18 protein-coding genes are annotated in these 25,556 nt (G+C 70.6%); 7 read left to right on the top strand and 11 right to left on the bottom strand.

The window, feature by feature from the left end; translation table 11 throughout:
* Positions 1-2: 2 nt before the first annotated feature.
* Positions 3-1,544: a gluconokinase gene (locus V6U82_RS27550; RefSeq protein WP_334466201.1), complete on the bottom strand. Its 1,542-nt coding sequence runs from the start codon at positions 1,542-1,544 to the stop codon at positions 3-5.
* 266 nt (positions 1,545-1,810) lie between these two features.
* Between V6U82_RS27550 and V6U82_RS27545 the strand changes: the two genes are divergently transcribed.
* Positions 1,811-2,968 (top strand): hypothetical protein, encoded by a 1,158-nt coding sequence (locus V6U82_RS27545; RefSeq protein ID WP_334466199.1) that lies wholly within the window; start codon positions 1,811-1,813, stop codon positions 2,966-2,968.
* 6 nt (positions 2,969-2,974) lie between these two features.
* Here the strand turns inward: V6U82_RS27545 and V6U82_RS27540 are convergent, their stop codons facing one another.
* Positions 2,975-3,547 carry a hypothetical protein gene (locus V6U82_RS27540; protein ID WP_334466196.1) on the bottom strand — a complete coding sequence of 191 codons (573 nt, stop codon included), beginning with the start codon at positions 3,545-3,547 and terminating at the stop codon, positions 2,975-2,977.
* A 108-nt stretch (positions 3,548-3,655) separates the two neighbouring features.
* On the opposite strand from V6U82_RS27540, the gene V6U82_RS27535 reads away from it, so the two are divergent.
* The gene (locus tag V6U82_RS27535; RefSeq protein WP_334466193.1) at positions 3,656-4,891 is read left to right on the top strand and encodes a phosphotransferase family protein; all 1,236 of its coding nucleotides are present in this window, start codon (positions 3,656-3,658) and stop codon (positions 4,889-4,891) included.
* Here the strand turns inward: V6U82_RS27535 and V6U82_RS27530 are convergent.
* Positions 4,888-5,748, bottom strand: a complete 861-nt coding sequence (locus tag V6U82_RS27530) for an AraC family transcriptional regulator (RefSeq protein WP_334466191.1) — start codon at positions 5,746-5,748, stop codon at positions 4,888-4,890. The genes V6U82_RS27535 and V6U82_RS27530 overlap by 4 nt on opposite strands.
* Positions 5,749-5,866: 118 nt before the next feature.
* Between V6U82_RS27530 and yidD the strand changes: the two genes are divergently transcribed.
* Entirely contained in the window at positions 5,867-6,238 is a 372-nt protein-coding gene (gene yidD / locus V6U82_RS27525) for a membrane protein insertion efficiency factor YidD (RefSeq protein WP_334466188.1), read from the top strand.
* An 82-nt stretch (positions 6,239-6,320) separates the two neighbouring features.
* Here yidD and V6U82_RS27520 read toward each other — a convergent pair whose 3' ends face one another.
* Genes V6U82_RS27520 through V6U82_RS27510 form a run of 3 tightly spaced genes read right to left on the bottom strand, consistent with a single transcriptional unit; the run spans position 6,321 to position 8,436 of the window.
* Positions 6,321-7,055: a YqjF family protein gene (locus V6U82_RS27520; RefSeq protein ID WP_334466185.1), complete on the bottom strand. Its 735-nt coding sequence runs from the start codon at positions 7,053-7,055 to the stop codon at positions 6,321-6,323.
* A 5-nt stretch (positions 7,056-7,060) separates the two neighbouring features.
* Complete coding sequence (locus tag V6U82_RS27515) at positions 7,061-7,426, bottom strand: VOC family protein (protein WP_128138875.1); 366 nt, start codon at positions 7,424-7,426, stop codon at positions 7,061-7,063.
* Between the two features lie 59 nt (positions 7,427-7,485).
* On the bottom strand, positions 7,486-8,436 hold the full coding sequence (locus V6U82_RS27510) for a hypothetical protein (RefSeq protein WP_334466180.1): 951 nt from the start codon (positions 8,434-8,436) through the stop codon (positions 7,486-7,488).
* A 112-nt stretch (positions 8,437-8,548) separates the two neighbouring features.
* On the opposite strand from V6U82_RS27510, the gene V6U82_RS27505 reads away from it, so the two are divergent.
* Complete coding sequence (locus V6U82_RS27505) at positions 8,549-10,708, top strand: MMPL family transporter (protein WP_334466178.1); 2,160 nt, start codon at positions 8,549-8,551, stop codon at positions 10,706-10,708.
* A 22-nt stretch (positions 10,709-10,730) separates the two neighbouring features.
* On the opposite strand, the gene V6U82_RS27500 is transcribed toward V6U82_RS27505, so the two are convergent.
* Complete coding sequence (locus V6U82_RS27500) at positions 10,731-11,393, bottom strand: response regulator (RefSeq protein WP_128138646.1); 663 nt, start codon at positions 11,391-11,393, stop codon at positions 10,731-10,733.
* A complete protein-coding gene (locus tag V6U82_RS27495; protein WP_334466174.1) occupies positions 11,390-12,574 on the bottom strand; it encodes a sensor histidine kinase in 1,185 nt (394 codons plus the stop codon). Before V6U82_RS27495 ends, V6U82_RS27500 begins: the two co-directional genes overlap by 4 nt.
* Before the next feature lie 170 nt (positions 12,575-12,744).
* On the opposite strand from V6U82_RS27495, the gene V6U82_RS27490 reads away from it, so the two are divergent.
* The 3 genes from V6U82_RS27490 (at position 12,745) to V6U82_RS27480 (ending at position 19,690) form a co-directional block, all read left to right on the top strand.
* Entirely contained in the window at positions 12,745-13,305 is a 561-nt protein-coding gene (locus V6U82_RS27490; RefSeq protein ID WP_334466171.1) for a DUF1772 domain-containing protein, read from the top strand.
* Positions 13,302-13,748, top strand: coding sequence for a hypothetical protein (locus tag V6U82_RS27485; protein ID WP_334466168.1), 447 nt, complete (start codon positions 13,302-13,304; stop codon positions 13,746-13,748). The genes V6U82_RS27490 and V6U82_RS27485 overlap by 4 nt, the downstream gene beginning before the upstream one ends.
* 272 nt (positions 13,749-14,020) lie before the next feature.
* Complete coding sequence (locus tag V6U82_RS27480) at positions 14,021-19,690, top strand: AAA domain-containing protein (RefSeq protein ID WP_334466165.1); 5,670 nt, start codon at positions 14,021-14,023, stop codon at positions 19,688-19,690.
* A 68-nt stretch (positions 19,691-19,758) separates the two neighbouring features.
* Here the strand turns inward: V6U82_RS27480 and V6U82_RS27475 are convergent, their stop codons facing one another.
* The 3 genes from V6U82_RS27475 to V6U82_RS27465 form a co-directional block, all read right to left on the bottom strand.
* Complete coding sequence (locus tag V6U82_RS27475; RefSeq protein WP_334466162.1) at positions 19,759-22,539, bottom strand: sigma factor-like helix-turn-helix DNA-binding protein; 2,781 nt, start codon at positions 22,537-22,539, stop codon at positions 19,759-19,761.
* A gap of 36 nt (positions 22,540-22,575) precedes the next feature.
* Positions 22,576-24,585 (bottom strand): AIPR family protein, encoded by a 2,010-nt coding sequence (locus V6U82_RS27470; protein WP_334466160.1) that lies wholly within the window; start codon positions 24,583-24,585, stop codon positions 22,576-22,578.
* On the bottom strand, positions 24,582-25,556 hold a 975-nt coding region (locus tag V6U82_RS27465; protein WP_334466158.1), incomplete at its 5' end, for a PD-(D/E)XK motif protein. The genes V6U82_RS27470 and V6U82_RS27465, both read right to left, overlap by 4 nt.

The following is a 25,556-nucleotide window of genomic DNA, read 5'->3' as shown; positions in this document are numbered from 1 at the left end:
CGTCAGCGGGGTGGTGCGGTGGGTGGTGGTTCCGGCGGCAGGCTCGGTGCCATCCGCCGCAGGGACGCGAACGTGGGCACGAGCGCGTCGTACAGCTCGGAGAAGAGGGGGAGCAGCGCGGCGTACGTGGCGGCGGAGGCGGGATCCGGGCGGACCGTCTCCTCGATCCGGACCAGGTCGGCGGCGACCTCGATCGAGGAGATCAGGCCGAGCGCCTGCATGCCGAGCAGCGCGGCGCCGAAGCCGGACCCCTCGTGCCCGGCGGGGAACCGCACCGGCATGCCGAGCGCGTCGGCGAGGATCTGCCGCCACAGCGCACTGCGGGCGAAACCGCCGCTGGCACGGATCTCGCGTACCTCGTTGCCGGCCGCCCGGACCGAGGCGAGGACCAGGGCGAGCTGCTGGCAGACGCCCTCCAGCGCGGCCCGGACCAGGTGCGGCCGGCCGTGGCCGTGGGTCAGGCCGACGTACGCGCCGCGCGGCAGCGCGCTCCAGTGCGGCGCCCGCTCGCTCAGCAGGTACGGCAACATGATCAGCCCGCCGGAGCCGACCGGCGCCGTGGCGGCCAGGTCGAGCAGCTCCTCCTCGGCGTGCTCGCCCAGTTCGGGGGCGAGCGCGTCGCCTGCCCACTGGAGGACGATCCCGCCGTTGTTGATGGCGCCGCCGACCACCCAGCGGTCCTCGGTGAGGGCGTAGCAGAACACGCCGCCGAGCGGGTCCACGCCCGGGCGTTCCACCATCACCCGCATCGCGCCGCTGGTGCCGATGGAGCAGGCCACCACGCCGGGGCGTACCGCGCCGAGCCCGAGGTTCGCCAGCGGCCCGTCACCGGCGCCCACCACGAGCGGGGTGTGGGCCGGCAGCCCGGTGGCCCGCGCCGCCTCGGCGGTGAGCCCCGGGAGCACGTGGGTGGTGGGTACGAGCTGGGGAAGCTGCTCCTCGGTGATGCCGGCGACGCGGAGCGCCTCGGTGTCCCAGGCCAGCCTGTGGATGTCCATCAGGCCGGTGGCGGAGGCGACCGAGTGGTCGGTGACGAGCGCGTCGGCGAGCCGCCGCAGCACCAGATCCTTGATGCCGACCCAGTGCGCGACCCGCTCGTGCAGCTTCGGTTCCTGCTCGGCGAACCAGACGAGCTTGGGCAGCGGCGCCATCGGGTGCACCGGGGTGCCGGTGCGCCGGTGCAGGGCGAGCCCGGACGGTGCGGCCCGCAGGCGCTCGGCCTGCGCGCTGGCCCGGGAGTCGGCCCAGGTGATCGAGGGGGTGAGTGGGGTGCCGTCGGCGTCCAGCCCGAGCAGGCTGTGCATGGCGGTGCTGAACGACAGTCCGGCGATCGGCCGGCCCAGCTCGTCGACCACCGCACGGATCACGCCGACAACGGCCTGGTAGATCACGTCCGGATCCTGCTCGGCCCAGCCCGGGTTCGGCTCCTCCAGCGGGTAGCCGATCGAGTGGCCGGCCAGTTGCCGGCCGGTGGTGTCGAACGCTACGGCCTTGGAACTGGTGGTGCCGATGTCCACTCCCACCACCACGGCCGGGTCGCCCACCGGTGCACCTCCTCGCCGCCCGGGGGCCGCGCTCCGCCCCGCCGTTGCGGCTGACGTTACCGACGTGTCCACCCGCCCGCATGACGAAGCGGGACCGCCGGGAGCCGGTGGCACGGAACGTGAATCGACGCGGGAGTTTCCGCCGATTGTGTCGGTCAATCAGCCGATCGGTCTAATTAGCGACTTTCGCGTGTCTTGGTACCCCTGCCGCACCGTTGACATGAATGACACCCCGATTGGTGGGCTCGCGCGGCGGAGGAGTCGGCGTGACGAAGACTGATTCGACGGGTTCCACATGGCGGTACCGGTGGGCGCACCGGCAGAACGAGCGGCGGCAGCGGGCCTTCCGCGCGGCCGACGAGGCGTGGCGACGCCGCGACGACGAGCTGCGCCGCCTGCGTACGCTCGCGGTGTCCTTCCACGGCTCGGCCCAGGCGGGCGTCGGCCTGCCGATGGAGCTGGCCCCCGGCGAGGTCGTCTTCTGGACGCTCCCGGCCGCGCAACTGGTGGAGGTGCGGCACACCGCCGTGCTGCCCGCCCCCGAACTGACTGTCGACCCCGACCCGCCCGCGCTGCGTCCGCGCCGCCCCGAGGGCGTCAAGGTGGTCGACGCCGGGCTCGCCGTGCTCACCAACCGGCGGCTGGTGCTGCTCGGCGGACGCGGCCGGCGCGACTGGGCGTACGGTCGGATGACCGGCCTGTCCCACGACCCCGGCGCCCCGGTCACCCTCATCCAGGTGCTGGACCGGCGGCGTACCTCAGGGTTGCTGCTGCCCACCGGCGCGGCGGCCGACTTCCGGTTCACGCTCACGCTGGCGTTCGCCGACGCGATCGAGCAGCGCGCCGCGGTCGTGGCCGAGCTGGACGAGCTGATCGCGGAGCACACCGCCGCGCGACCCGAACGCCCGGCCGTGCTCACCCCCGCCCAGGCCCGCGTCACCGCGCTGGTGCCCGGCGGCCGGCGGACGGTGGCGGTCGGCGCGGCGCTCGCGCTGATCGTGCCGGCGATGCTCATCGAGTCCAACCCGCCCACCCGGGCCGGCTCGGAGCGGGCCGCCGCCGCGACCCCGGCGGCCAGCGGCACCCCCGCGCCTCCGCAGCACGTCGCGCCCGCCGTCCAGGTCCGGCCCACCACGAGCCCGGAGCCGTCCCGCGCCCGTCCCGCGCCGCCGCGCGGCACGCCGCAGCCACCGCCCGAGCGCCGCTGCGGCGCCCCGGCGAACCCCTTCGGGTACGACTTCTGCGGCGGCCAGCGGATCCGCAGACCGGCCGCCGGGGTCTGCGACTGGTTCGAGTGCGTGCCCGGGTTCTGGTCGGATCGCGGCTGGCTGGTGCAGTGCCGCGACGGCTCGGTCAGCCGCACCGGCGGCCAGCGCGACGTGTGCGCCGGTCACAAGGGGTTCCGCCGTACCGTCTGGCGGTGACGCCGGTCAGGCCACCGGGCGCGGTGTGACGCGCAGCGGCAGCAACCCGGCCAGGACCAGCGCGGCGCCCACCGGCAGCAGGTTGAGGTTCACCGCGATGGCCAGGAACCCGGCCAGCACCAGCACCGGCGCCCACACCGGCAGCAGCCGTGCCGCCGCCGCCCGGTACAACAGCACCAGCAGGCCCACCTCGAACAGCAGCGGTCCGCCGAACAGCACCGGGCCGGGCGTGTGAACCGCTTCGGCGAAGCTCGGGAACAGGTCACCGAGGATCACCCAGACGAAGGCGGCGGCGCCGACCAGCCCGGCCAGGGCGGCCACGTCGTCGAGCGTCCGCAACCGCGACGACCGGGTACGCAGCAGGCCGTGCAGCCCGACGATCAGCGCGGCGAACCCGAGGACGCCGAGCAGGAACAGGGTGTGGCCGGTGTTCCACGCCCAGGCGCCCTTGTCGCTGTGCCCGTCCAGGCGGTCGAGCAGGCGCAGCAGGCCGTAGCCGAGCAGAAGCGCCGCCGACGTCGCGGCGACCGGGCGCAACCACTGGTACGCGGGACGTGTGCGGGAATCGAGAAGGCTCATCGCCTCAGCGTTCCGGGCGTCCGTGCCCGGGACATCGGGGAGCGGTCCCGAACCGGACCCGGATCAATCCGCTCGCCTCCCGTAGGGGTGCCCGGATACCGTCCGGCCGTGTCCCGCACCGTGACGCTCGTCCTGCTCGACTCCGCCGGCCGTCCGCTCGGCGCGCTGCCGCCGTTCGGCGTACCGGAGCCGTGGTGGCAGGAGGCCGGCTCGATCGTCGCCGCCGTTCGGCAGCGCCACGGTCTGGAGGTCGCCGTGCTGCGGCTGCTCGACGCCGGCCGTCCTGGCCCGCCCGGCGGCCACGTCCGCTACCTGGCGCAGGTCGTCGCCGCGCCCGTAGCACCCCTGGAACCGGCCGTGGACGCGCTCGGCGTACCCCTGGAACCGGTGGCTGTGGACCTCGCGCCGCATCCGCTGCGCCAACCGTGGGCGGAGGCGGGCGGCCCGGCCGACAGCGTCGCGTGGGCGACCGGCGAGCTGCGCCGGCTCGGCCGCGGGGTGACGGCGGTGGCGCAGCAGCGCACCTGGAACCTCTCCGCCATCTGGCGCCTGGACACCGAGCGGGGCCCCACGTGGCTGAAGCAGCTCCCCCCGTTCGCCCGCCACGAGCCCACGGTCCTGGCCTTCCCCGGTGACACGAACTCCTTGATCGACGGACCGGTGGTGCTCGCCGCCGACGGGGAGGGGCGGATGCTGCTGGCGGACGTGCCGGGTGCGGACCTCTACGGGGCCGGAGCGAGGGAGCGGGCCGCCGTCGCGGCCGAGCATCATGCGGTGCAACTGCGGGCCTGTGGAGTCGTCGGCGAGCTGGTCGCGGCCGGGGTGCCCGACCTGCGCGGGGCGGGGCTCGCGGGTTGGATCCGCGAGCGGCTCGCCGGGCACGACGTGTCGGCCGCCGCCGGTCTGCTCGACGGGCTCGACCACCGGCTGCGGCAGGTGGGCGACTGCGGCCTGCCCGACACGCTCGTGCACGGCGACCTGCACCCCGGCAACGTGCGCGGCGACGACGGGCACCGGACGGTGATCGACTGGGCGGACTCGTTCGTCGGCCACCCCGCCTTCGACATCCTGCGCCTCACCGAGGACGTCGACGCGGACGCCGCCGCCCGCCTGATCGACGCGTGGGCGCGGCGGTGGCGGACCGACGTGCCGGGCAGCGACCCGCACCGGGCCGTCGACCTGCTGCGGCCGGTCGCGCCGCTGCGGCAGGCCGCCGTGTACGCGATGTTCCTCGCCGCGATCGAGCCGAGCGAGCACCCGTACCACGTACACGACGTGCCGGCCGCGCTGGCGCGAGCGGCGGCGGTGGCGGTGGCGGTGGCGGTGGCGGTGGCGCGAGCCTAGACGCGCCGGACCGGGATCCACAGCTCCGCGTCGGCGGTGCCGCCGTCCTCGGCGACCCGCACCCGCGAGATCTCCGGCCCCGGCCGGGCCTCGTACGGGTTGGCGGGGAACCAAGACGTGAACACGGCCCGCCACAGGTGCTGCACCGCCACCGGGAACGCCCCGGAGCTGCGGAACACCGCCCAGTCGCCGGCCTCGACCGGCAGGCTGCGCAGGTCGTCCGGCACGTCCGCGCCGGTCACCGCCGCGTACCAGTAGTCCAGCTCGGCGCCCTCGTCGCGGGAACCGGTCAGCTCGGCGCTGACGTTGACGACGCCTTGCGGCTCCTGGTCGGACAGCGCCTCGATGCGGCGTACGGTGGCCGGGTCGATGCCCCTGACGAACGCCACGATGTGCGGGTTCATCCCCTCGTGCACGAGCGGCACCCGGGCCGTCAACCCGACGAGCCGGAAGGCGTCCTTGGTCACGATCCGGTAGTCCATGCTGGTGTTCCCTTCGACGACGAGCCGGAAGGACAGCCGGGGCTGGGACCGCAGCACCGCCCCGGCCTGCCGGGCCTGCGTCGGCCCGATGCCGTGCACGGACCGGAACGCGCGGGCGAACGCCTCGTTCGAGCCGTACCCCCAGCGGACCGCCACGTCGAGCAGCGACTCCCGGCCGGCGAGCACGTCGGCGCCCGCCAGCGTCATCCGGCGGCGGCGCACGTACTCCGACAGCGGCAGCCCGGCCAGTGCCGAGAACAGCCGGCCGAAGTGGTGTTCCGACACGCCCGCGATCCGGGCCAGCGCGGCCACGTCGAGCGGCTGGTCGAGCCGCTGTTCGAGGTGGTCGAGCGCGGCGTTGAGCCGATCCAGCACCCGATGTTCCTTCCTTGACGCCCTCGACGCTAGGTTCCCGGCCGTCCGCCGACCCGATCACACCGGGCCTGATCCGGTCGCCTCGTCGACAGTGGCGGGCGTGTCGCATCATGGCGTCGTGATCTTCCGGAAGCGGCACCACAAGAAAAAGAAGAGCCGGGACTGGTGCAACTGCGACGTGCCCACCTGTGACGGTCCGGGCTGCTGCGACCTGGGCCTCTTCTCGATGCTGCTCACCCTCGGCTCGGTGACCGCGGGCGTCGTCCGGCGACCCGCCGTGGACCGGGCCGGCCGGGCCGCCATCCTCGGTTACCGGCGCTGGCTGTCGCACCGCTGGCCGGCGACCTGTCGCTACACGCCCACGTGCAGCGCGTACGGGCTCGCCGCGGTCGAGCGGTACGGGCTGGCGGTGGGCGGTCGGATGGCCGCCGACCGGGTACGCCGATGCCGTCCCGACGTGCCGCACGGCACCCACGACCCCCTGCGCTGACGCCGCCCGCCCTCGCCGGTGCGCCTCGGGTGCCGGCTGGTTCTCACCCGACCGGCGGGTGCGCCTCGGGTGCGACGGGCGGTCACCCCACCGGCGTGGGGCCGCCGAAGACGACCGGGACGCCGGGGGAGTAGAGCACGCTCGCCGGTGGCCCGTCCGGTGCGGGCAGCCCGGCGGCGGTGACCAGCTCGTCGTCCAGGTGCAGCAGCTCGGCGCGGTGCAGCGGCCACTGCGGATGCCAGTTCGGCAGGTGCCGGGTGCGGCCGTACGCGCGCGTGTGCAGACCCCAGCGCGCGGTGAGGAAGTGTTCGAGCGGCGTCGGCTCGGGGATCGGCGCGCCGACGCGGACGGTCATCCGGCTGGTCGCGCCGGCCGGACCGGGCCAGCGCCGGCGGCAGCGGTAGGTGAGCGTGTTCCCGGAGCGGTCCAGCCGCATCGCCGACCACTTGTACGGCAGGCGCAGGCTCACCTGCGCCACCAGCACCGGCACCAGCCGGGATGCGTCGAGCGAGCGGAACACGACAGCGCGCCGCCCCGAGCCGTCGACCGAGTAGAGCCGGACGTTCGTCTCCCAGAACGTGCCGAAGTAGGGCACACCCGGGCCGCGGCCGAGCCCCAGCCCGACCATCCGGAACCCGATCAGCCCGACGTAGGTGAACCCGTCGAACGTGTCCGGCCGGGTGCCGGCGGGCAGCAGCGGCGCCACCCGTTCCGGCGGGACCGCCCAGTGCAGGAACGCGAGGTCGTGCCAGCGCTGCGCCAGCCAGGCCCGGCGGATGGCGCGTACGGGCGAGTGCTCGACCGGCTCGATCTCCACAGCACTCACTCCGGGCGGTGGCAGACCGCCTCGACGTTGTTGCCGTCCGGGTCGCGGACGAACGCGCCGTAGTAGCCGGCGTGGTATTCCGGCCACTCCTTCGGCGCGTGCAGCACCTCCGCGCCGACTGCGACAGCCGCGTCGTGGAACGCGCGCACAGTGGCGCGGTCGGCGGCGGTGAACGCGATGTGCACCGGCACCGGCGTGGCGCCGGAGGGCGCGGGCTCGACCCAGAAGTCGGGCGCGTCGACGCCGTAGCCGATCGGGCCGGGCTCCATCAGCCGCCGCCCGCCCAGCGGGGCGAGGACGGCGTCGTAGAAGGCGCCGCTGGCCGCCAGATCGCGCACCGCTACGGAAAAGTGGTCGAGCACGTCGCCTCCTGTGATCGTCGTTGACCGGGCCAGGCTACGAGCCGCCTACGACACTTCCGCTACGTACGTCCGGCGGCGGTGAGGACCGCCGGGCGGGACGCGCGTCGCCGCCGTGCGGTGGCCGCGACGATCAGCAGGCCGGGCACCGCGCCGAGCATCCAGATCACGCCCACCGGCCAGTGGATCATCTCGCCCACCGCGCCCCGGATCTCCGGCACGTCACCCACCACGTACGACGCCTCCGGGTCGGTCGTGCGGCAGTCGAGCGTCCACGTACCCGGCGTCGGCACCCGCACGGTCGCCACCCAGGAATAGACGGCGGCGTCGCTGCCGTAGTCGCCCGGCGGGACGGAAACCGGCTCGGCCGCCCGGACCTCCGAGCCGCCGCCGGTGACGCGGCAGTCCGGGTCCGCCGGGGAGAACCCCAGCGCGAAGATCCCGTACGCCCCGGCGGCCGGTGCCGTGAACCGGCTCGCCGACGTCACGTATGGGCCCACGCCGGCGTACTCGTGCGGGGGGTGCCCGATCGTGCTGTCCTCGGCGCCGAGCCGTACCGCGGACTGCGCCAGCAGCGCGCCGAACACCACGGCGAGCCCGCCGATCAGATAGCCGCGTCGCGACGCCGGGCGGTCCCGGCGGGGCAGGCGCCCGCCCACGGCGTACCCGGTCAGCGCTCCGGCCACCGCGAGCGCCGCACCGCCGAGCAGAGCCCGCCCCCAGCGGGCCTCGCCGCTCAGCGGCACGACCCACCGGAAGAACGCCAGCGACGCCGCGAGAAGCGCCGCGGTGACCAGCGTGGACACGCCCACGGCCGCCGCGGGGCGCCGGGGTTGGCGGGCCGCCAGCACGGCGGCGAGCACCGGCGACGCGAGCACGGGCCACCACAGCGCGGCGGAGACCGGCTGCTCCTCCTCCCACCTGTGGGTCCACTCGTAGACGACCAGCGGGGCCGGCACGGTCGCCGCCAACCATGCCGCGAGCAGTCCGGAATCGGGCAGCCTCGCACTCATCCGTCGATCCTCGATCACCCGGATCATCGGCGGAAGTCCGCGAGCCGTCCGAAAAGGATTGCTCACCCAGCGTAGGATCGCGTGCGACACAGCCGAACACACGGGGGAAACGATGTTCGAGCGCCTGGGCAGATTCGTCGTGGGCAAGGCCTGGTGGGTGATCGGCGGCTGGGTCGTCGCCGCAATCGCGATCATCGCCGCCAGTCCTTCGCTGAGCGACATCACCTCCGCGGACCAGGAGAGCTTCCTGCCGCGCTCCTACGAGTCGGTGCAGGCCACCGAGCTGGCCGCGAAGTCGTTCCCGCAGGCCGCCACCGCAACCGCGACGGTCGTGGTCAAACGCAGCGACGGCAAGCCGCTGACGCCGGCCGACGAGGCGCGCGTGGGGCAGCTCGCCGCCGCGCTCAAGGCCCGCAACATCCCGCAGACCACCGGCTACCTCACCGGCCCGCAGGCCGTCGCGCCGGACAAGTCGGTGCAGATCGTCTCCGTCGGCCTCGACGCCGACACCCCCGACGACCCGAAGCTGCTCGACGCCGTCCGCGACCTGCGCGCCGGCCTCGGCGCGGACCTGGCCGGCAGCGGCCTGACCGCCGGGGTGGCCGGCGACGTGGCGAGCTTCGTCGACAACGAGGACACGTTCAACGAGGCGTTCGCCGTCGTCGGTGTCGCCACCATCGTCCTCATCATCGGGCTGATCCTGATCATCTTCCGCAGCCCGATCGCCGCGCTGCTGCCGGTGGTGGTCATCAGCGTGGTCATGTCCGTCACCACCGGGCTGGTCGCCGCCGCCGGCAAGGCGTTCGACCTCAACGTCAGCCAGGACCTGCAGACCATTCTGCTGATCGTGCTGTTCGGCATCGGCACCGACTACATCCTGTTCCTGCTGTTCCGCTACCGGGAGCGGCTGCGCGCCGGCGACGACAAGCGCACCGCGATGATCGTCTCGGTGCAGCGGGTCGGCGAGGTCATCACGTCCGCCGCCGGTGCGGTCATCGTGGCGTTCCTGGTGCTGCTGCTCGCCTCGCTCGGCTTCTTCGGCTCGCTCGGCCCGGCGCTCGCCATCGCCGTCGGCGTCATGCTCGTCACCTCGCTGACCCTGATCCCGGCGCTCGTGTCGCTGCTCGGCCGGTGGGTGTTCTGGCCGTCGAAGGCGTGGCAGCGCCCGCCCAGGGCGACCCTGTCCCGGCGGCTCGGCGCCGTCGTCGGCCGCCGTCCGGCCGTCGTGGCCGCGGCCTCCGGTGCGTTGCTCGTGGCGCTCGCCGCCGGGGTGCTCGGCTACAAGGCCGACTACGACTTCAGCGCCGGTTTCCCGCAGGACACCGAGTCGGCGCGGGCCGCGCAGGATCTCCAGCGCGGGTTCGCCGCCGGGGCGCTCGCGCCCACCGAGGTCTACCTGACCACCGGCAACGGCACCCCGCTCACCGAGCAGCAGGTGAACGACTTCGCCGCCGCGGCGGCCCGCGCTCCGGGCGTGGGGCAGGCGCAGCCGCCGGAGCGCAGCGCCACCGACCCGAGCGTCGTCCGGATCAACCTGCTGCTGGACGAGAACCCGATGTCCAACGAGGCGATCACGCTCGTGCGCGACGACCTGCGGGACGCGGTGCACGAGGCGGCTCCGCCGGGCACCAGGGCGCTGGTCGGCGGCACCACGGCGATCTTCGCGGACATCAACTCGGCGAACAACCGCGACCTGTCGGTGATCCTCCCGGTCGCTGCCCTCCTGATCGCGATCATCCTCGCGCTGCTGCTGCGCAGCCTCGTCGCGCCGGTCTACCTGGTGATCGCGGTGCTGCTCAACTTCGCCGCCACGCTCGGCGCGACCGTCTACGTGTTCCAGGGGCTCCAGGGCAACCCGGGTGTGACGTTCCAGTTGCCGATCATCCTCTACCTGTTCGTGGTGGCGATCGGTACCGACTACAACATCCTGATGATCGCCCGGCTGCGCGAGGAGGCGCGCGAGGGCCACGAACCGCACCAGGCCGCCGCGATCGGGGTCGAACACGCCGGCCCGACAGTCGCCGCGGCCGGGCTGATCCTGGCCGGCACGTTCGGGGTGCTGATGCTCGCGCCGATCTCGTTCCTCCAGCAGATGGGCTTCGCGGTGGCGATCGGGATCGTGCTGTCCGCGTTCGTCATGTCGATGTTCTTCGTACCAGCGCTGACCGGGCTGATCGGCCACAAGGCGTGGTGGCCCGGGCACGGGGACGAACGGCGCAACGGCGGCGGCCGGCACGCGGCACCCGAGCCGGCCGACGCGGCGTCGTCCTGACTGTGACCCGCCCCGGCGCAGCTCAGCCCTCGCCGGGGCGGACCAGCCCGCTCTCGTACGCGATCACGACGAGCTGCGCCCGGTCCCGGGCGTGCAGCTTCTGGAGCAGCCGGCTCACGTAGGTGCGGGCGGTGTCCGGGCTCAGGAACAACGCCTGCCCGATCTCCGTGTTGGACCGTCCGGCGCCCACCTGCGCGAGCACGTCCCGTTCCCGTGCGGTCAGCCCGTCGAGCCGCCCCGGATCGGCCACCGGTGAGCGGGCTGCCGCGGCCAGCACCCGGCGGGTCACGGCGGGGGAGAGCAGCGCGTCGCCACCGGCCACCGTCCGGACCGCGTCCCGCAGCGCGTCGGGCGGGGTGTCCTTGAGCAGGAAACCGGCCGCCCCGGCGCGGATCGCCTCGAACAGGTACTCGTCGTCGTCGAAAGTGGTGAGCATGACGACCTGCACGCCGTCCAGCGTCGGGTCGGTCAGGATCCGCCGGGTCGCCGCCAGCCCGTCCCCGCCCGGCATCCGGACGTCCATCAGCACGATGTCGGGCCGCTGCTCCCGTACGACGGAGAGGCCGCTGCCGCCGTCGCCGGCCTCGCCCACCACCTCGATGTCCGGCGCCCGGTCGAGCAGCGCGCGCAGGCCGGTGCGCACCAGGTGCTGGTCGTCGACGAGGACGACACGGATCGGGTTCACGCGGCGACTCCCGTCAGGGGCAGGCGGACCGATACGCGGAAGCCGCCGCTCGTGCCGGTGGCGCCGGTTGCGGCGGTGCCGGGCTGGACGGTGCCGGCTTCGACGGTGCCGCCCAGCAGGGCCACCCGCTCGGCCATGCCGCGCAGCCCTTGGCCCTTTCCGCTCGTCGGCCCGGCGGGTGGGCCGCCGCGGCCGTCGTCCACCACCTCCAGCGCGAGCCGACCGGGCGTGGCGCGCACAGTCACGGTGACCCGGGTGGCCCCGGCGTGGCGCAGGACGTTCGTCAACGCCTCCTGCACGACCCGGTAGACGGTGCTGCCCACCACCGCGGGCAGCGTGTCCACCGGACCCTCGACGCGCAGGTCGACGGCCAGTCCACCTCGGCGTACGCCGTCCACGAGCGCCGGGAGCCGGTCGAAGCCGGGGGCCGGTTCCCGTGGGCCGGGCTCGCGGCGCAGCGTGCCGAGCGTCGCCCGCAACTCCGCCATCGCGCTGCCGCTCACCGACCGGATCGCGGTCAGCGCGCTGTCCGCCTGCGCCGGATCGCTGTCGGCGAGCGCCTCCCGGGCGACTGCCGACTGCAACGTGATCACCGACATGGTGTGCCCGAGCGTGTCGTGCACCTCCCGGGCGATGCGCAGCCGTTCCGCCTCGACCTGACGGGCCGCCTCCCGGTGCCGCTCCTCGTCGGCCGCGACCGCCTGGCGGACCAGCGCCGCCCGCAGCGACCTGCGGTTGCGTACCGCGTCGCCGAGGGCGATGACGGCGAGCAGCAGTGCCGCCTCGGAGCCGAGTTCCGTACCGACGACCACGGCGATGTCGTCGCCCTCGGCCAGACGGGCGGCCACCGACACGGCCAGCAGGCTCCCGGCGACCACGGCGGCCGGGACGACACGCCCGCGCTCGGACACCCGGTAGAGGACTGCGGCGGCCGGGGCGGCCACCCCGACGGGCGGCAGGTCCAGCGCGTAGTACCCGAGGATGACGACAGCCGTCGCCAGCAGCGCCGGCAGCGGCCACCGCCTGGCGCAGAGCACCAGACCGCCGAGCACCGCGCCGACCACGACGGCGAGCGCCGCGCCGCCGGGCGCGGGCCGGTCGGCCGCCACGGCCACCGTGACCAGGCCGAGCGTGGCCACCGCGAGCAGCGCGTCGGCGCGGGTGGGCGAGGTGTCGGGCACGCCTTCGAGCCTAGGTCCGCGCGGACCCCCACCGCTGTCGTCCGCAGGCGTCAGGGTCGACCCCGAGGCGTACGCCGAGAAGCGACATCCGGTCTCGCGGCCACGCGGACGACGGCCGAGGGCGGCCGACCTAGCGTCGACGGCGTCCCCGAAACGTGAGGAGAACCCTCGTGGTACGCACAAGACTGACCTGGCTCGCCCTTATTGTCATGGTATGGGCCTCGATGATGTCGTTCGGCGGGGTCGCCGCCGAGACGGTCATGCTCTACCCGAACATCTTCAGCGACGCGCCCGCCTCGCTCGACCGGGCCCGCGAGTTCCTCGTCCACGGCGGCCCGCACGACTACTTCCCGCCGCTCGGCGCGTCGGTGATCCTCAGCAGCGTCGCCGCCACGCTGCTCACCTGGCGCGACCGCCGGCTGCGCTGGTGGGTCGCCGGCGCCACCGCCGTCTTCGTCGTCTGCGAGTTCCTGTTCTCCGCTGTCTTCTTCTGGCCGCGCAACGAGATCATGTTCGTCGACCCGCCCGGTACGCACTCCGCCGAGTACCTGCGTCAGGTCGCCGCCGAGTTCGTCGCCGGTCACTGGGTGCGCTTCGCCGGAGGTGCGGTGACGGCCGTCCTGGCGTTCGTCGCGCTGCTTCGCTTCGTGCGCTCGACCGCGCCGGGCTCGGTGTCGGCTCCCGCACCGACGTCGGCTTCGGCTTCGGCTTCGTCGGAGGTGACGCGATGAGCGCGGGTCGCCGTACCCTCGGGTTCCCCTGGCCGGCGTTGGTCGCGCTGGCCGCGCTGGCCGCCCCGCGCGTGGTCCTGCACGACCTGGATGTAGTGCCGGAGGGCACCGTCGTGGCCGCGCTGCTCGCGGTCGGGCCGCCGCTGTGCTGGGTGGCCGCCGTGCTGTGGCGGCGTCCGCCGCGCCCGTTCCTGACGATGGTGGTGATCGGGGCGCTGTACGGGGTGTTCCTGGCGGCCGGTCACCAGGTGTTCTGGAATCCGTCGCTGGGGATGGACGCGCCAGGGCTGGCCGGGCTGGAGCCGGGGGCGCGGGAGGTGCTGTTGCGAGGTGCGGCGGTGATGTCGAGCCTGGTCACCGGCACGATGGTCGGAGTGATCGTGGGTGGGGTGCTGGTGCTGTTGTCCCGGGTGCTGCCCGCGCCGGCCGGCCACTCCCACTGACCAGTATCTCCCTAATCTCGTACAAGTGGACTTTGCTGCATGCCGAGACGGGCGGCGGTCATGTCAAGTCGGCCAGTGAATTGTTGACGACCGAGGGCTCCCGCTTGTGGGACTTTGCCGGGTAGGGTCCGGAGACCGCCATGGGGAGGTCGGTCGATGTACGTGTTGTCGCGGCACTTATCGCAGACGAGCCGGAATTTGTAGTGCTTCCATCCGCACGAGACTGACCGCTCGGATCTTCGAACCTGCACGATCAACACAAAGGGTTCCACATGCTGTCCCGCTCGACGTCCTCGGACGAACTCCCGTCGGTGATCCTCGACCGGGCCACCGCTCTGGTCGACTACCTCTTGGCCGTACGAACCCAGATCGAGAAGCCTGCCCGGACAGTGCCGCAGGCCGATGCGTTCTGGCAGCACGACCTGCCCATCCACCCGGACTGCCGAGTCGGTGTATCTCCGGACGGCAGCAGCTGGTTGCAGGTGGGCCTACCGGCAGCCCCGAAGCCGTTGCGGGCACCGGTGGAGTTCGCGCCATATCTCGGCGGACAGGTCTCGTGGGAGACGGAGCCGCGTCTAGCGGCCGGCGACGACACGCTCGAGCGATTCACTACTGGATTTGAGAAGTGGCGGGAACGCGACTGGCGCCCGTGGGCGGAGCAGGCGCGGCGTATCGAAGTGGTCCGCCTGTTGCATCGAAGTCTCTTCGATCTCAAGCACCGCTTGGACATGAGCGCTGCCACCCAGGAACTCGTCTGGGGTCACGGGATCCTACGTATGGAAATCGGCTCCCATCGAGTGCACTATCCGCTGGCGGTCACGCCGGTCGGCATCGAGTTCGATGCTGATCGATCAATTATCCAGGTGGTGCCGCAGGGGCCGGCACGTCTTCAGACCGACCCGCTCACTGGCCTCGACGAGCGGTACCTCAGCCAGCTCCTGGGGCTGGTCGGCCCAGGCGGGCAGCTTGACCTGGACATCTGGGACGACCTGAGCCGGCTGGAGTTCCTGGAGCGGGCGCTGCGTCGACTCGGCCTCGACCCGACCGTCCGTGCCGGCGGCGCACCTGCCCCGGCCGGGCCTTACGTCCATGACACCGGCGTGCTCTTCGCTCGGCCCCGGCAGCGGATGCTCCGGCGATTCCTCGAGGAGCTCAGGGCGCGTCTGCTCGCCGGAGACACCGCGGCCATCGGGGCGCTGGCGGCCATCCTCGCCCACGAACCGAGCCGTTTGGAGATGCCGCACGACCAGCCGGAGCAGTGGGTGCCTCTCGGCGAACGCCTGCTCATGCCGCTGCCCACGAACGAGGCGCAGGAGTCCATCGCGCGCCGCCTCGCGCAACACCGGAATGTCGCCGTGCAGGGTCCACCCGGCACGGGCAAGACCCACACCATTCGCAATCTGATCTGCCATCTCATGGCTCACGGCAAGCGGGTGCTCGTGGTGGCGCAGAAGGAGGACCCTCTGCGGGTGCTGCGGGACGGGTTGCCCGCAGAGATCCAGTCGCTCTGCTTGGCCGTTCTCGGCCGGTCCACGGATCAGCTCGTCCAGCTTCAGCTGGCCGCTCGGGAACTCTCCGATCGTGGCGCCACGCTCGACAAAGGCATGGAGCAGCAGCGCGTGGACCGGCTGCGCCGGCAGCTCGAAGAGACCGAACGTGACCTGGGACAGACCCTCGGGACGTTGCGGACGCTGGCTGAGAACGAGTCGGCGCACTATGAGATCAACGGCGTCCGACTATCGCCCAGCGAGTTGGGCGGTTGGCTGCGGGAGCGCGCCGAGCGATACGGCGACATCCCCGACGAAATCCCGCCGCACCTCGCCCCGCCGCTGACCGTCGAAGAATTCACCGACCTGCTCGACATCGCTCGACGTACCCGACGTCAGGATCGGGCCCAGGCGTTGCGGCACCTTCCGACCGTGGCCGCGCTGCCCTCTGCCGCTGCCCAGCTGGCCGCCCGGCGCGACCTCGCCATTACCCGTGCTGAGCTGGACCAGCTCGCCGCCGACGGGGTGCTGCTGGCGGAGGTACGCGCGCTCGGCCGGCCGGCGCTCGACGAACTCGCCCAGCAGTTGCGGCAGGCGCACGCCATCCTCGCCCGCCGCGAGGGCGCTTGGACGGACCGGCTGGCCAAGCTGCTTCAGGCCGACCCGAACTGGCGGGCCATGTGGGAGGACCACGTCGCCGCCTGCCAGCGGGCGTTGGCCGAACTCGGCCAAGCGGCCAGAGTGGTTGCGGCGCACCGGGTCCGCGTCCCGGAGACGCATTTGGCCGAACCACGCCGGCTGGTGGCGCAGCTCGGGGAGCTGCGGCAGCGCTTTGCCGCCGGTAAGGGAATCAGCAAGCTTTTCCAAGGTGCGCTGACGAGGCTCGCCACCGATTGTCGCATCGATGACGAGGCCCTGCGCGGCACCGCCGATGTCGACGTGGTGCTCGCGCACCTGCACCTGCGGCGATTGCGGCAGGAGTTGGACACCCGATGGGCCTACTGGCGTGGTCCGCTCCAGTTGCCACCCGCGGCAGGTGACCAGCCCGAACTATGGGTGGGTGGGCTCCTCACCGATGCGGCGACCGCCCTCGACTGGGAGCGCCGTGGATGGCCCAGCCTCCACGCCACCGTCCGGCGGTTGGTGCCCCGTGCTGAGCAGGTCGTCGACGTGAGCCGCCTGGCCGCGCTCACTCACCTGGTGACCCGATCCGCGACGGTCTTCGAGCACGATCGAATCCTCGCCGAGGAGCGGGGTATCGACGCCGCGCTCCAAGTCGGCATGTCCGACACCGAGGCCAGTGAGCTGTGGCGACTGCTGGACCAGAGCCGGCAGGGCGACCTGTCGGGCTGGGACGGCATCCTCGACGAGGTACGACGACTGGCCGGGCTCCGGCCCGACGCGCAACGGTTCGCCCAGCTCACGGACCGGCTCCGTCCCACCGCACCTGCCTGGGCCGCCGACATCGATGCGGGCACTGCGACCGCGCTGACCGGCACCGGGGGTGACTGTCTACATCGATGGCAGTGGCGTCGCGCCCAGACCTGGTTCGACACCGTCGTTGGGAGCGTCGACCCTGTGGCGCTCGGACGCCGCGTCGAACAGACCCGGGATCGGATCCGGCGCCTCACCCAGGAGCTCGTCGTAGCCTCCTCCTGGCTGGAGGTCTCCAAGGCCCTCGACGATCGTCGGCGGGCCGCACTGGCCGACTGGACCACTGCCCTCCGAAAGATTGGAAAGGGTACAGGCAAGAACGCGGCCCAGTGGCAGGCTCACGCCCAACGTGCGATGAGCGCCGCGGTCGACGCTGTCCCGGTGTGGGTCATGTCCGTCGATCGGGCCATCGAGCAGTTCGCCGGCGGGGCGCACTTCGACGTGGTGATCGTGGACGAGGCGTCCCAGGCCGACATGTTCTCACTGCCTGTGCTGAGCCTCGCTGAACGTGCCGTCGTCGTCGGTGACGATCAGCAGATCGGCCCGCAACTGTCCTTCGTCGGCACGGTCGCCGGCCTGATCAACTCGCATCTGGTCGACGTACCGTCGGCTGAGCACTTCGACCCCGAGAGCAGCCTCTACGATCACGCTGTCCGCCGGTCCCCCGAACGTATCCTGCTGACTGAACACTTCCGATCCGTACCAGCGATCATCGGCTTCTCCAGCCAGACGTACTACGGCGGCGAGATTGAACCGCTGCGGACCGACCGTCCCCCGGGCATCGGCGAACCGGTCGTCGCGGTGCATGTGCCCGAAGGCATCCGGCAGGACCTCTCCACCTACGGCAACGTCAACGTCGCCGAGGCGGAAGCCCTCGTCGCGCAGGTTGTGGCAATCGTCGCCGAACCTGCGTACGCGGGCCGCAGCATCGGCGTGGTCAGCCTGCTCAGTACCAGCGGGCAGGCTCTCTACCTGCTCACCCGGCTCCGGGAGGAGATCGGCGAGGAGGAGATGGAGCGGCGGCGGCTTCGCGTTGGCGACTCCTACACCTTCCAGGGCGACGAGCGCGACATCGTCCTGGTCTCGATGGTCGTCGAACCGCACTCCGGGTCGGTCTCGCCCTTCACCAAACGGGACCACCACCGGAGGGTGAACGTCGCCGCCTCGCGCGCCCGCGACCAGCTGTGGGTCTTCCACTCCGTGCAGCCGACGGACCTGCGGGAGGACGACGCGCGCGGACTGCTGCTCACCTACTGCCAGAACGCCAACGCCGTGGAGGAAGCGTACGACGACCTGGAGCGGCGCTGCGAAAGCGACTTCGAACGTGAGGTGCTGCGCCGCATTCTGCGCCGCGGCTACCGACCGCTTGCCCAGTTCCGCATTGGTGGCTACCGGATCGACTTCGTGCTGCCCGCGCCGGACGGCCGACGCCTGGCAATCGAATGCGACGGCGACGCCTACCACGGGCCGGACCAGTGGGAGAGCGACATGCGCCGGCAGGCGGTGCTGGAGCGGGTCGGCAACTGCGTGTTCGTGCGAATCCGGGGGAGCGTGTTCAGCCGGGACCCGGAGGCGGCGCTGGAGCCTCTGTGGCAGCGCATCGACGAACTCGGCATCGTTGTTCCCGAGCCTACCGGGGAGCCTTCCCGGGACCTGCCGGTTACTGCGGCACCTGTCGGCGGGGACGAGTCGACCGAGATCGGGACCGATCTGCGGGTGCCGGATCAGCGTCCGCGAACCGATGAGAGCGAGAGCCTCTTTGGCGGGGCAGCTGGAAGTGCGGCGAAACCGGCGAACAGTGGTGTTCCAACTGCGACCGAGGCGTCAGTCGAGCCGGCCGAGGACGCTTCCAGGGCAAGTGGCGAGCAAGGCGTACCAGAAGCTGCCGAGGATGAGGACACGGCATCTGTGCCGATCGGCGTCACCGAACCCACAGGCCATGGGACGCCAAGCATCAGGCCTGAAGCCGTCGATGATCCTGAGGCTCACTTGGCCGTCGCTTTACCCGTCGTTCCGACGGTGGTCGTGACTCCCGCGCAGAAGTTGCCCGATCCGGCCACGTCGCTGGTCCGCGGGCGCCAGGACGAGAGCGGTCTGGATGAGTGGGTGCCTCCCGGCTACCGCAGCATCGCCTGGCTTCGTCCCTACGAGGCGATGGCTGCCCTCGAAAGCTACCGACACGGCCGTGACACTCCCATCCGTCATGCCGGCAAGGTCCTGGGCTGGGCCCGGCACCAGGGTGGCACCCCAACCGAAGCTCGCCCCACCCGAGCAGATGTGCGCATCGAGCGAGCCGAGGCTGGCGGGCCGCGCTTCGTCTGCTGGGTACGCCAGAACGAGGCGGAGGCCGTCGTCCGCACGGCGAGCACAAGGAAGGACAGCCCTTGCGACACCGACGACGGTCGGAGGGAGGGGCTGGTTCAATACTTTGCCCCGACCAGCCCGGCTGCGATCCGGAACCGAAGCGTCACCCGTCTGCTGCGCTCTTCCTGGGAGGAAGCTGCACCCCGCCGCAACCAGAAGGCGTCTGTCGACGAGGTGCAGGTTCCAGCCGCCAGCGTGAATCCTGAGGGAGCTGACAATTCCGAGCCCCGTCCTGCCGTGCTGCAGAGGACGGGCGGGGACGAACTCGCTGGGTTGCCGGCGACGCCGGGCGAGAGCCATGGACGACAAGGCGGAACTCTCAGCCCGTCGGTGGCTCCCGGAATCCGCGCCGTGGATCGGCGCAGCCTTGAGGCACGCTTCCATCGGGAGATGGTCCGCATCTGTCAACGGGCGAGGGCCGAGGTCAGCTACCACCCGAGCCTGTTGCTGCGCCTGGTGACGGAAAAGGGCGGACTGGCCAGCGTGCGACAACTGCTACACAATCCGGCGGTCTCCGATGGCTTCACCGCACTGTGGGAACGAGGACGAGTTGACCTCACGGCTGAGGCACTCGCACTGCGTCCGGAGTTCCACGCCCTGTTCACTGAGCAGGAACTGACAGTCGCCCGCAGCCGTGTGGAAGCAGCATCTTCGTGACGCTGAGTGGCGCTGAGATGTCTGCCGTCCCTGCCAATAACAGGACGGCAGAAACTCAGTGCTCTCCCTCAGCCCAGCGGGCGGCCCCGGAGCAGCCTCGTCGAGCTCAGAAAGCGCGTGGCCTGTTCGCTGCCTGGTTGGAAATACTCCACCAGTCCGGCCACCTCGCCGTTTGGCCCAGTCACCGCGACGGAACGCTTCTCAGCCGAAGCCTGGGTGACGCTGAACGCCTCATGCTCTCTGATCCAGCAGGCGATCCGCTCACTCTGGCCACGGGTTCTCACCAGCTTGACGTTGGCGTTGAGATCGAGAGCCCCCGTCGAGGCCTCGTCCACGTAACGAGCCCAGCCCGTGATCTCATCACCGTCATGTACAGGTACATCGGCGTGCAACTGGTACGCTAGGACGGCGGCTTCCGCCTCATTGGGACGAACCCAACCGACGCTGCGGTACCCCGCAGGCACCGGCACCCAGGCGGCCGACGAATCCTCGTCCGGTCCTCCGTCGCCGCGAACAGCGTCTTTCGTGTTCACAGAATTGCCGTGCAGATCGTCGGCGTGCGGCGCGGCGTCACCTTCAGGGTCCACTGACGTCGGCAGGTCGGCTTCGGCCAGGGAGAGCTTGAACGCCTCCGACCGGCTTTCGGCGGTGGTCTGGCTGGTCCAGTTGTCCCGCTGATGTGTCCACACCTGCTCGAGGAGCGCCGCGATGTCGTCGTCGCCGCGCTGCCGGTAGGCCGCCAGGATGTGTCGAGGCTTTGCGTCTTCAGGAAGGTCGACTGCAGTGGCCAGGGCAGCCTTGGCGGCCTCCACATCGCGGTTGTCTGCGGCACCGACCAGTTCAAGAGCCTGGGTCAACGGATCCGTGCCGGGCGCAACCGGCTCACGGACCATAAGGCTGAAGCGGCCGTACGGCTTGAACTCGAGAAAGGCGTTCTGCCCCTCCCTGGCCTGCAACTGATCCAGGAACCTCTTGATGGTGCCGCTGGCGGGCTGCAGCCCTGTCCAGCGGATGCTTTGGGTGCCGAGATCCGAATCGAGCTCAACCACCTCGCCCTGCATACATCCGACGAGGCTCGCGACACCTGACGGCAAAGGGAAACCGGATCCACGGAGGTGATCACGGGTGATGACAATGCGGAACTTCCACACATCGCCATGTCGGAACAGCCTGCGGGTCGCGTTTGGGGCTTTGCGGGGCGCTGCTGGAGATTCCCGGCGCCGTACGACGCGACCGGTGATCTCGTATTCGCCGTTGCCCGCGTAGGCTTGGACACTGCTTGGTGACACGTCAAACCGGTTCGTGATCGATTCCACCAACCGGGTGAGTTCGATCTGCCCGCCGGCTGCTGCGAGTTCGAGACCGATCTGCTGGCGGATCGACGTGTACTCCTCCACCTCCCAGCTCGCCAGTCCCCACGTCGCCCTGTCGGTCCTGACGAACCGATCGTCGCTGCCGAGCGCGTTGGTCAGGCTGCGAATGGTGGCGTCTCGGCCCATTTCCTGGTGCAACTCGGCAGCCTGAAGCGGTTCACCCGTCGCCGCCAGCAGGCTCGCCGCGTGATCGTTGAGGGATCGCGTACGGGTCAGGATCTGGTCGTTGTACACGACGTAGCCGCACCAGTTCAGCCATGCGAGCAGCTCCGCCTTCGGCATCGCGGTGGCGGAGGTGGCGGCAGCGAGGTCGACAAGACCGTGCTCGGTCGCGAAGTCCTCGAGCAGGATCCGGGTCTGCTCGCGTGCGGCGCCCACATCGGGAGCTGCGGCCCACCCGTCACTGACCTCGAAGTAATCGTCGAGGCGGTCGAGCACCAGCCATAGGGGCACCTCAACACCCGGAACATCACGGGCGAGATCGGGGTGCAGGGTGATCAGTCGGTCAAGCGCCGCGATAGGTTGGATCTCGGCACGGAGACTGGCCAGCAGGTTTCCGATACTGGTGCCGAAGTGGAAGGTACGTGCCAGTAGTTCCTTGAGCCGGACTTCGATCTGGCGCACCCGTTCGCGGGAAACGTCGAAATCAACCGCGAGTTCAGCCAACGTCCTCGGTCGCCTGCCGAGGAACCGGTCACGGAGGATCTGCAACTGCCGCTCGTCGAGCTCGGACAGGAAGGCGGTGAAGTCCAGGACCGGGTCAGGACTGGCGCCGTTGGGCACCATGTCGGCTGCCGTCAGGGAGTTGAGCCTCAGTGCCACTTCCTGAATCTGCTCGGGTGCGCCGTTTTCGATGACGACCTTCAGCAGAGACTGACCGCTGCGTCGCCGAAGATGGTGCCATGCGGCAAGCTGAGCCAGGTCCTCGAGCAGCTGAGCCTGTGCCGGTGGCAGGCTCACTGTTGATGTACTCGTGGATGGAGTGTCTTCTGCCCTGACGTCAATCTTGGGCAGGTCGCCGGACCGGATGATGGCAGCGGACACCAGCGCCGCGACAACCTCCTCCACAGTGCCCTGGCCCGTGCCGCGGACGTCGTACAGGTCCTTCACCGACAATGGCTCAAGCTCGGCGACGGTCTGCACCTGAAGTCTCTGGAAGGCTGTCCGCGCCCTGGCTCCCGTCGTGAGAGTGGCAAGCGGCATCCGTCCGGGCACCGTCGGGAAGCTCTCTCCGAAGGTCGCGTCCAGATGCCGGGCCAGAAAGAACCGGGCCAGGTGACGGCAGAGCACTTCGTGTTCGGCCATCATTGTCGTCACAGCAGGTGATTCGGTGAGCCACCAATCCGGAGATGGGGTGAGATCAGCCAACTCCCGTGCTGTGGCAGGCGTGTGATGGGCGAGCCAGGGCAGCACCCGGGTCCAGAGCGCGTCGTGGTACGCCTCGGGAGGAAGATCCCCGAACGGAGGGCTGGTCACAGTGGTCCTCTCATGCTCGTACGATGAGCAACGGCGTCAGGGCGTGCTTCTGAATCCGAGCCGCTGTGCTTCGGCCATCACCCGCAATGCCTGCGCCGCCTGCTTGTCGCTGATCGTCCAGCTGTTGTTGAGGTAGCGGCCCACGTTGTCAGCCAACTGCCGCTGCCACGGCTGGAGGTTGCTCGTCTCTTTGGCCCATCGCGCCAAGCTGAACCATTCGGGGGCGGGAATCGCCATCACCGAAGCGACATCGCCACCGGTGCCGTCGTCCGGGTCTGTCGGGGCGCTGTCTTCAAGAGTCTGGTCAGCCAGTTCCGCCGCCAGCTGATCGGGGACCGTCCACGGAACGGCGAGAACCGCCTCCCAGCAGTCCGGGCGCTTCGCCCACTCGCCGATGTTGGTTCCTCCCCGGAGCGGGTTGACGATCACCTCGCGGACGGGCACGCACAGGTCGTCCAAGGCGGCGGCGAGTGCAGGCGACAGGCGCTGCTCCCGCCAGATGCGATCCAGGTCGACTCGTCGGTTGGTGGCCTCGGCGAGCCGGGCAATCGTGTACGACGTGATATTGATCTTGTAGCCGCCGAAGTCCCTCGCCGCGACGATCTTGTCAGTGGCCTTGAAAAGGATCGCCTTGGCGAGCAGACGCTGCGCGAAGCTGACACTGACGGCTGGGGCGGTCTCACCCATACGCACCATGAGCTCGCGGAAGTTCTTCTCGGCCCCCCGGCTCACCAGGTAGGGAAGACCGGCCCACGAGTGGATGAACTTGGCCGCATCAGCCTTGGTGAACTTCTGGGCGGTCGGATGCAGGCTCTTGAACTTGCGCTGGTTCGCGGGGGTGCGTTCGCGGGCCAGGGCGTCGGTGTACTGCCCTCGGGCGCGCTCGTAGAACCACTTCGTTTCCTGCCCGCTCCCGTCCGCTGCCGGTGCCCAGAGCGATCGCGTGACCTGCTCGATGGCCACGTGGAACGGGTGGTTGGAGCTGAAGTCAACGACCGTGACCTTGTTTTGGGTGTTCGAGTACTTGGAGATCTCCGGAACGATCTCCTGCAGGCGGTCGGCGGAAACCCGGGTCAGTTTCATCTGTACGTGGACCCGGCTGAGATCGGCCTTGTCACGCGTGTGCGCGTAGTGGATCGAGGCCGTGGTCTGACCGCCGTTGACGATCTGCAGATCGTGGATCCTGCTGATCGCCTGACCGCCCTCGGGCAGCTCGGTGAACTCGACGGTCGAAGCGGTGGCGGTGATGCCGTTGTTGTAGGCCAGAAAACGGTCCGGGTTGGTCAGTAGGGTCTCTCGGATGCCCTTGTTGACCCCACCCTTGGTCTGCAGGAACGACCGGACATTCAGTTCCAGCAACCGTGTGCCGTGCCGGCTGTAGAGGTCGGCCAGATCCTGTCCCGGAATGATCGCCAGGAAGACCGAGTAGTTGCGGTCGGTCTCGGGCGTGGCGAGGCAGGGGAGCGGTGGATTGAACTCGACCGCGATCGGCTCACTGAGCGTCCCCGAGGACGCCAGTCGGTGGAGCCGAGTGAGGTCCCAGACCTCATGGGTAACGGTGAGACCGTCCAGCTCGCCGGGCGGCAGCGTCGAGACTGCGCTGACGGTGTCCGTCAGGAGGAACAAGCGGATCCGCGGAGCGTCGGGCAGAGCCTTCTGGACCGCGACGCACATGTCATGCACGTCCGACGATTCATCAATGTCCTTCGCCAAGCCATCACGGCACTTGCGGACGAAGGTCTGCAGGCGCTTGAAATGTCCCTCGGCCTGGCTCCGGGTCAGGCGACCCTCCTCCGGCTGAAGGCTGAAGTGGGTTATGAAGAGATCCAGGGTCCCGAGGGACTCGTTCATCCCGTAGCCGTTGACCTCAAGACCGATCGCCTTGTGGTACGCGGTGAAGGTGTTTTCCACCTCGCCGGCCTGCTCCAACTCATCCAGCACACGGCGGGTGAAGGTGTCTGGAGCCGTGGCGTTCTCCGCCTCGGCTGTTGCGAGCACGTCGGCGACGAGTTCCTGTGCGTAGGCCGACAGGCTGCTCTGGCTCATGCCTCCCCCTTGACAATGCTGGCGACCCGCTCAGCGGAGACACCGTACTGGTCCAGTCCGACAGTGCTGATTCGGTAGCGGCAGCCCCCGACCCCCGGCCGTAGGTCACCCTCGGTGATTCGCGGAAAGTCGCCAGTGACGTGCCAGAAGTGCGTCTCGCGGACCGTGTAGCGGAGCTCGTCGTACAGATGCCGGTGTTCGGAGAGGTAGCCGGCACGGATGAGCAGATCATCGAACTCCGCTCTCACCACCGCCGACGGTGACGCCTCCCTGAGAGAGTCGACCACGGCGTTGAGCGACTCGCCGGAGCCGCCCCGGCGCTCGTCCAGTTCGAGGTAAGCCAGCAGCAGGAGATCCGTCCCGGTGTCATCGAGCTGACGCTCGCTCGCAATGACGATGGTCCGAGGGCTTCTTCCTGTTCCGGTCTTGACCTCGATGGCACAGGTCGTCAGTTCGAAGTCCTGATTCGTTCCCATCGGCCCGCGCCAGGCCGACACCGCCTCCTGAGGCGGCAGGACCGGACACAGGTGGTCGCGTAGGACGACCAGTTCCCCGAACAGGCCTCGTCGTGCCTCTTCACTGAGCCCCGTGTCACGGATGGACTGGAGGAGATGACGCCAGTGTTCGAAGCGCTCGATGGCCGCAGCCAGAGCCTCAGCGGGACCCTCCGCCGCGTGCGCGGTCGTGGCCACGTCGGCGATCAGCGGATTGAAGACCTCCCGCCGTTCATCCGCAGTGAGAACGACCCGAAGTTCGGTGCTCCCGTCAGGAGCCGTCGCGAACTCGATCCCAAGGCCTCGGGTCCTGGGCAATGACGGATACCGTTGGGCCACCGGCTGGCCGGCAGATGCCGGCACCCGCAAGAGGAGCACGCGCCTCCCCGTTGGCTGCTGGACCGCCAAAAAGATGGGTCTTGTGACGGATGTGTGGGTCGGGTGTTCATGGGCGGGGTAGTTCGGGTCGGTGGCCGC

The organism is Micromonospora sp. CPCC 205554, from assembly GCF_036902745.1.
Classification (GTDB): domain Bacteria; phylum Actinomycetota; class Actinomycetes; order Mycobacteriales; family Micromonosporaceae; genus Micromonospora; species Micromonospora tulbaghiae.
Note: the sequence above shows the minus strand (reverse complement) of the source record. Positions and strands in the feature narration are given on the sequence as shown.

What these genes read in the sequence shown, in the direction of transcription:
- V6U82_RS27505 (WP_334466178.1), top strand. Translation starts at nt 8,549, where the DNA reads ATGTTCGAGCGCCTGGGCAGATTCGTCGTGGGCAAGGCCTGGTGGGTG.
- V6U82_RS27540 (WP_334466196.1), bottom strand. Translation starts at nt 3,547, where the DNA reads ATGAGCCTTCTCGATTCCCGCACACGTCCCGCGTACCAGTGGTTGCGC.
- V6U82_RS27470 (WP_334466160.1), bottom strand. Translation starts at nt 24,585, where the DNA reads ATGAGCCAGAGCAGCCTGTCGGCCTACGCACAGGAACTCGTCGCCGAC.
- V6U82_RS27510 (WP_334466180.1), bottom strand. Translation starts at nt 8,436, where the DNA reads ATGAGTGCGAGGCTGCCCGATTCCGGACTGCTCGCGGCATGGTTGGCG.
- V6U82_RS27485 (WP_334466168.1), top strand. Translation starts at nt 13,302, where the DNA reads ATGAGCGCGGGTCGCCGTACCCTCGGGTTCCCCTGGCCGGCGTTGGTC.
- V6U82_RS27480 (WP_334466165.1), top strand. Translation starts at nt 14,021, where the DNA reads ATGCTGTCCCGCTCGACGTCCTCGGACGAACTCCCGTCGGTGATCCTC.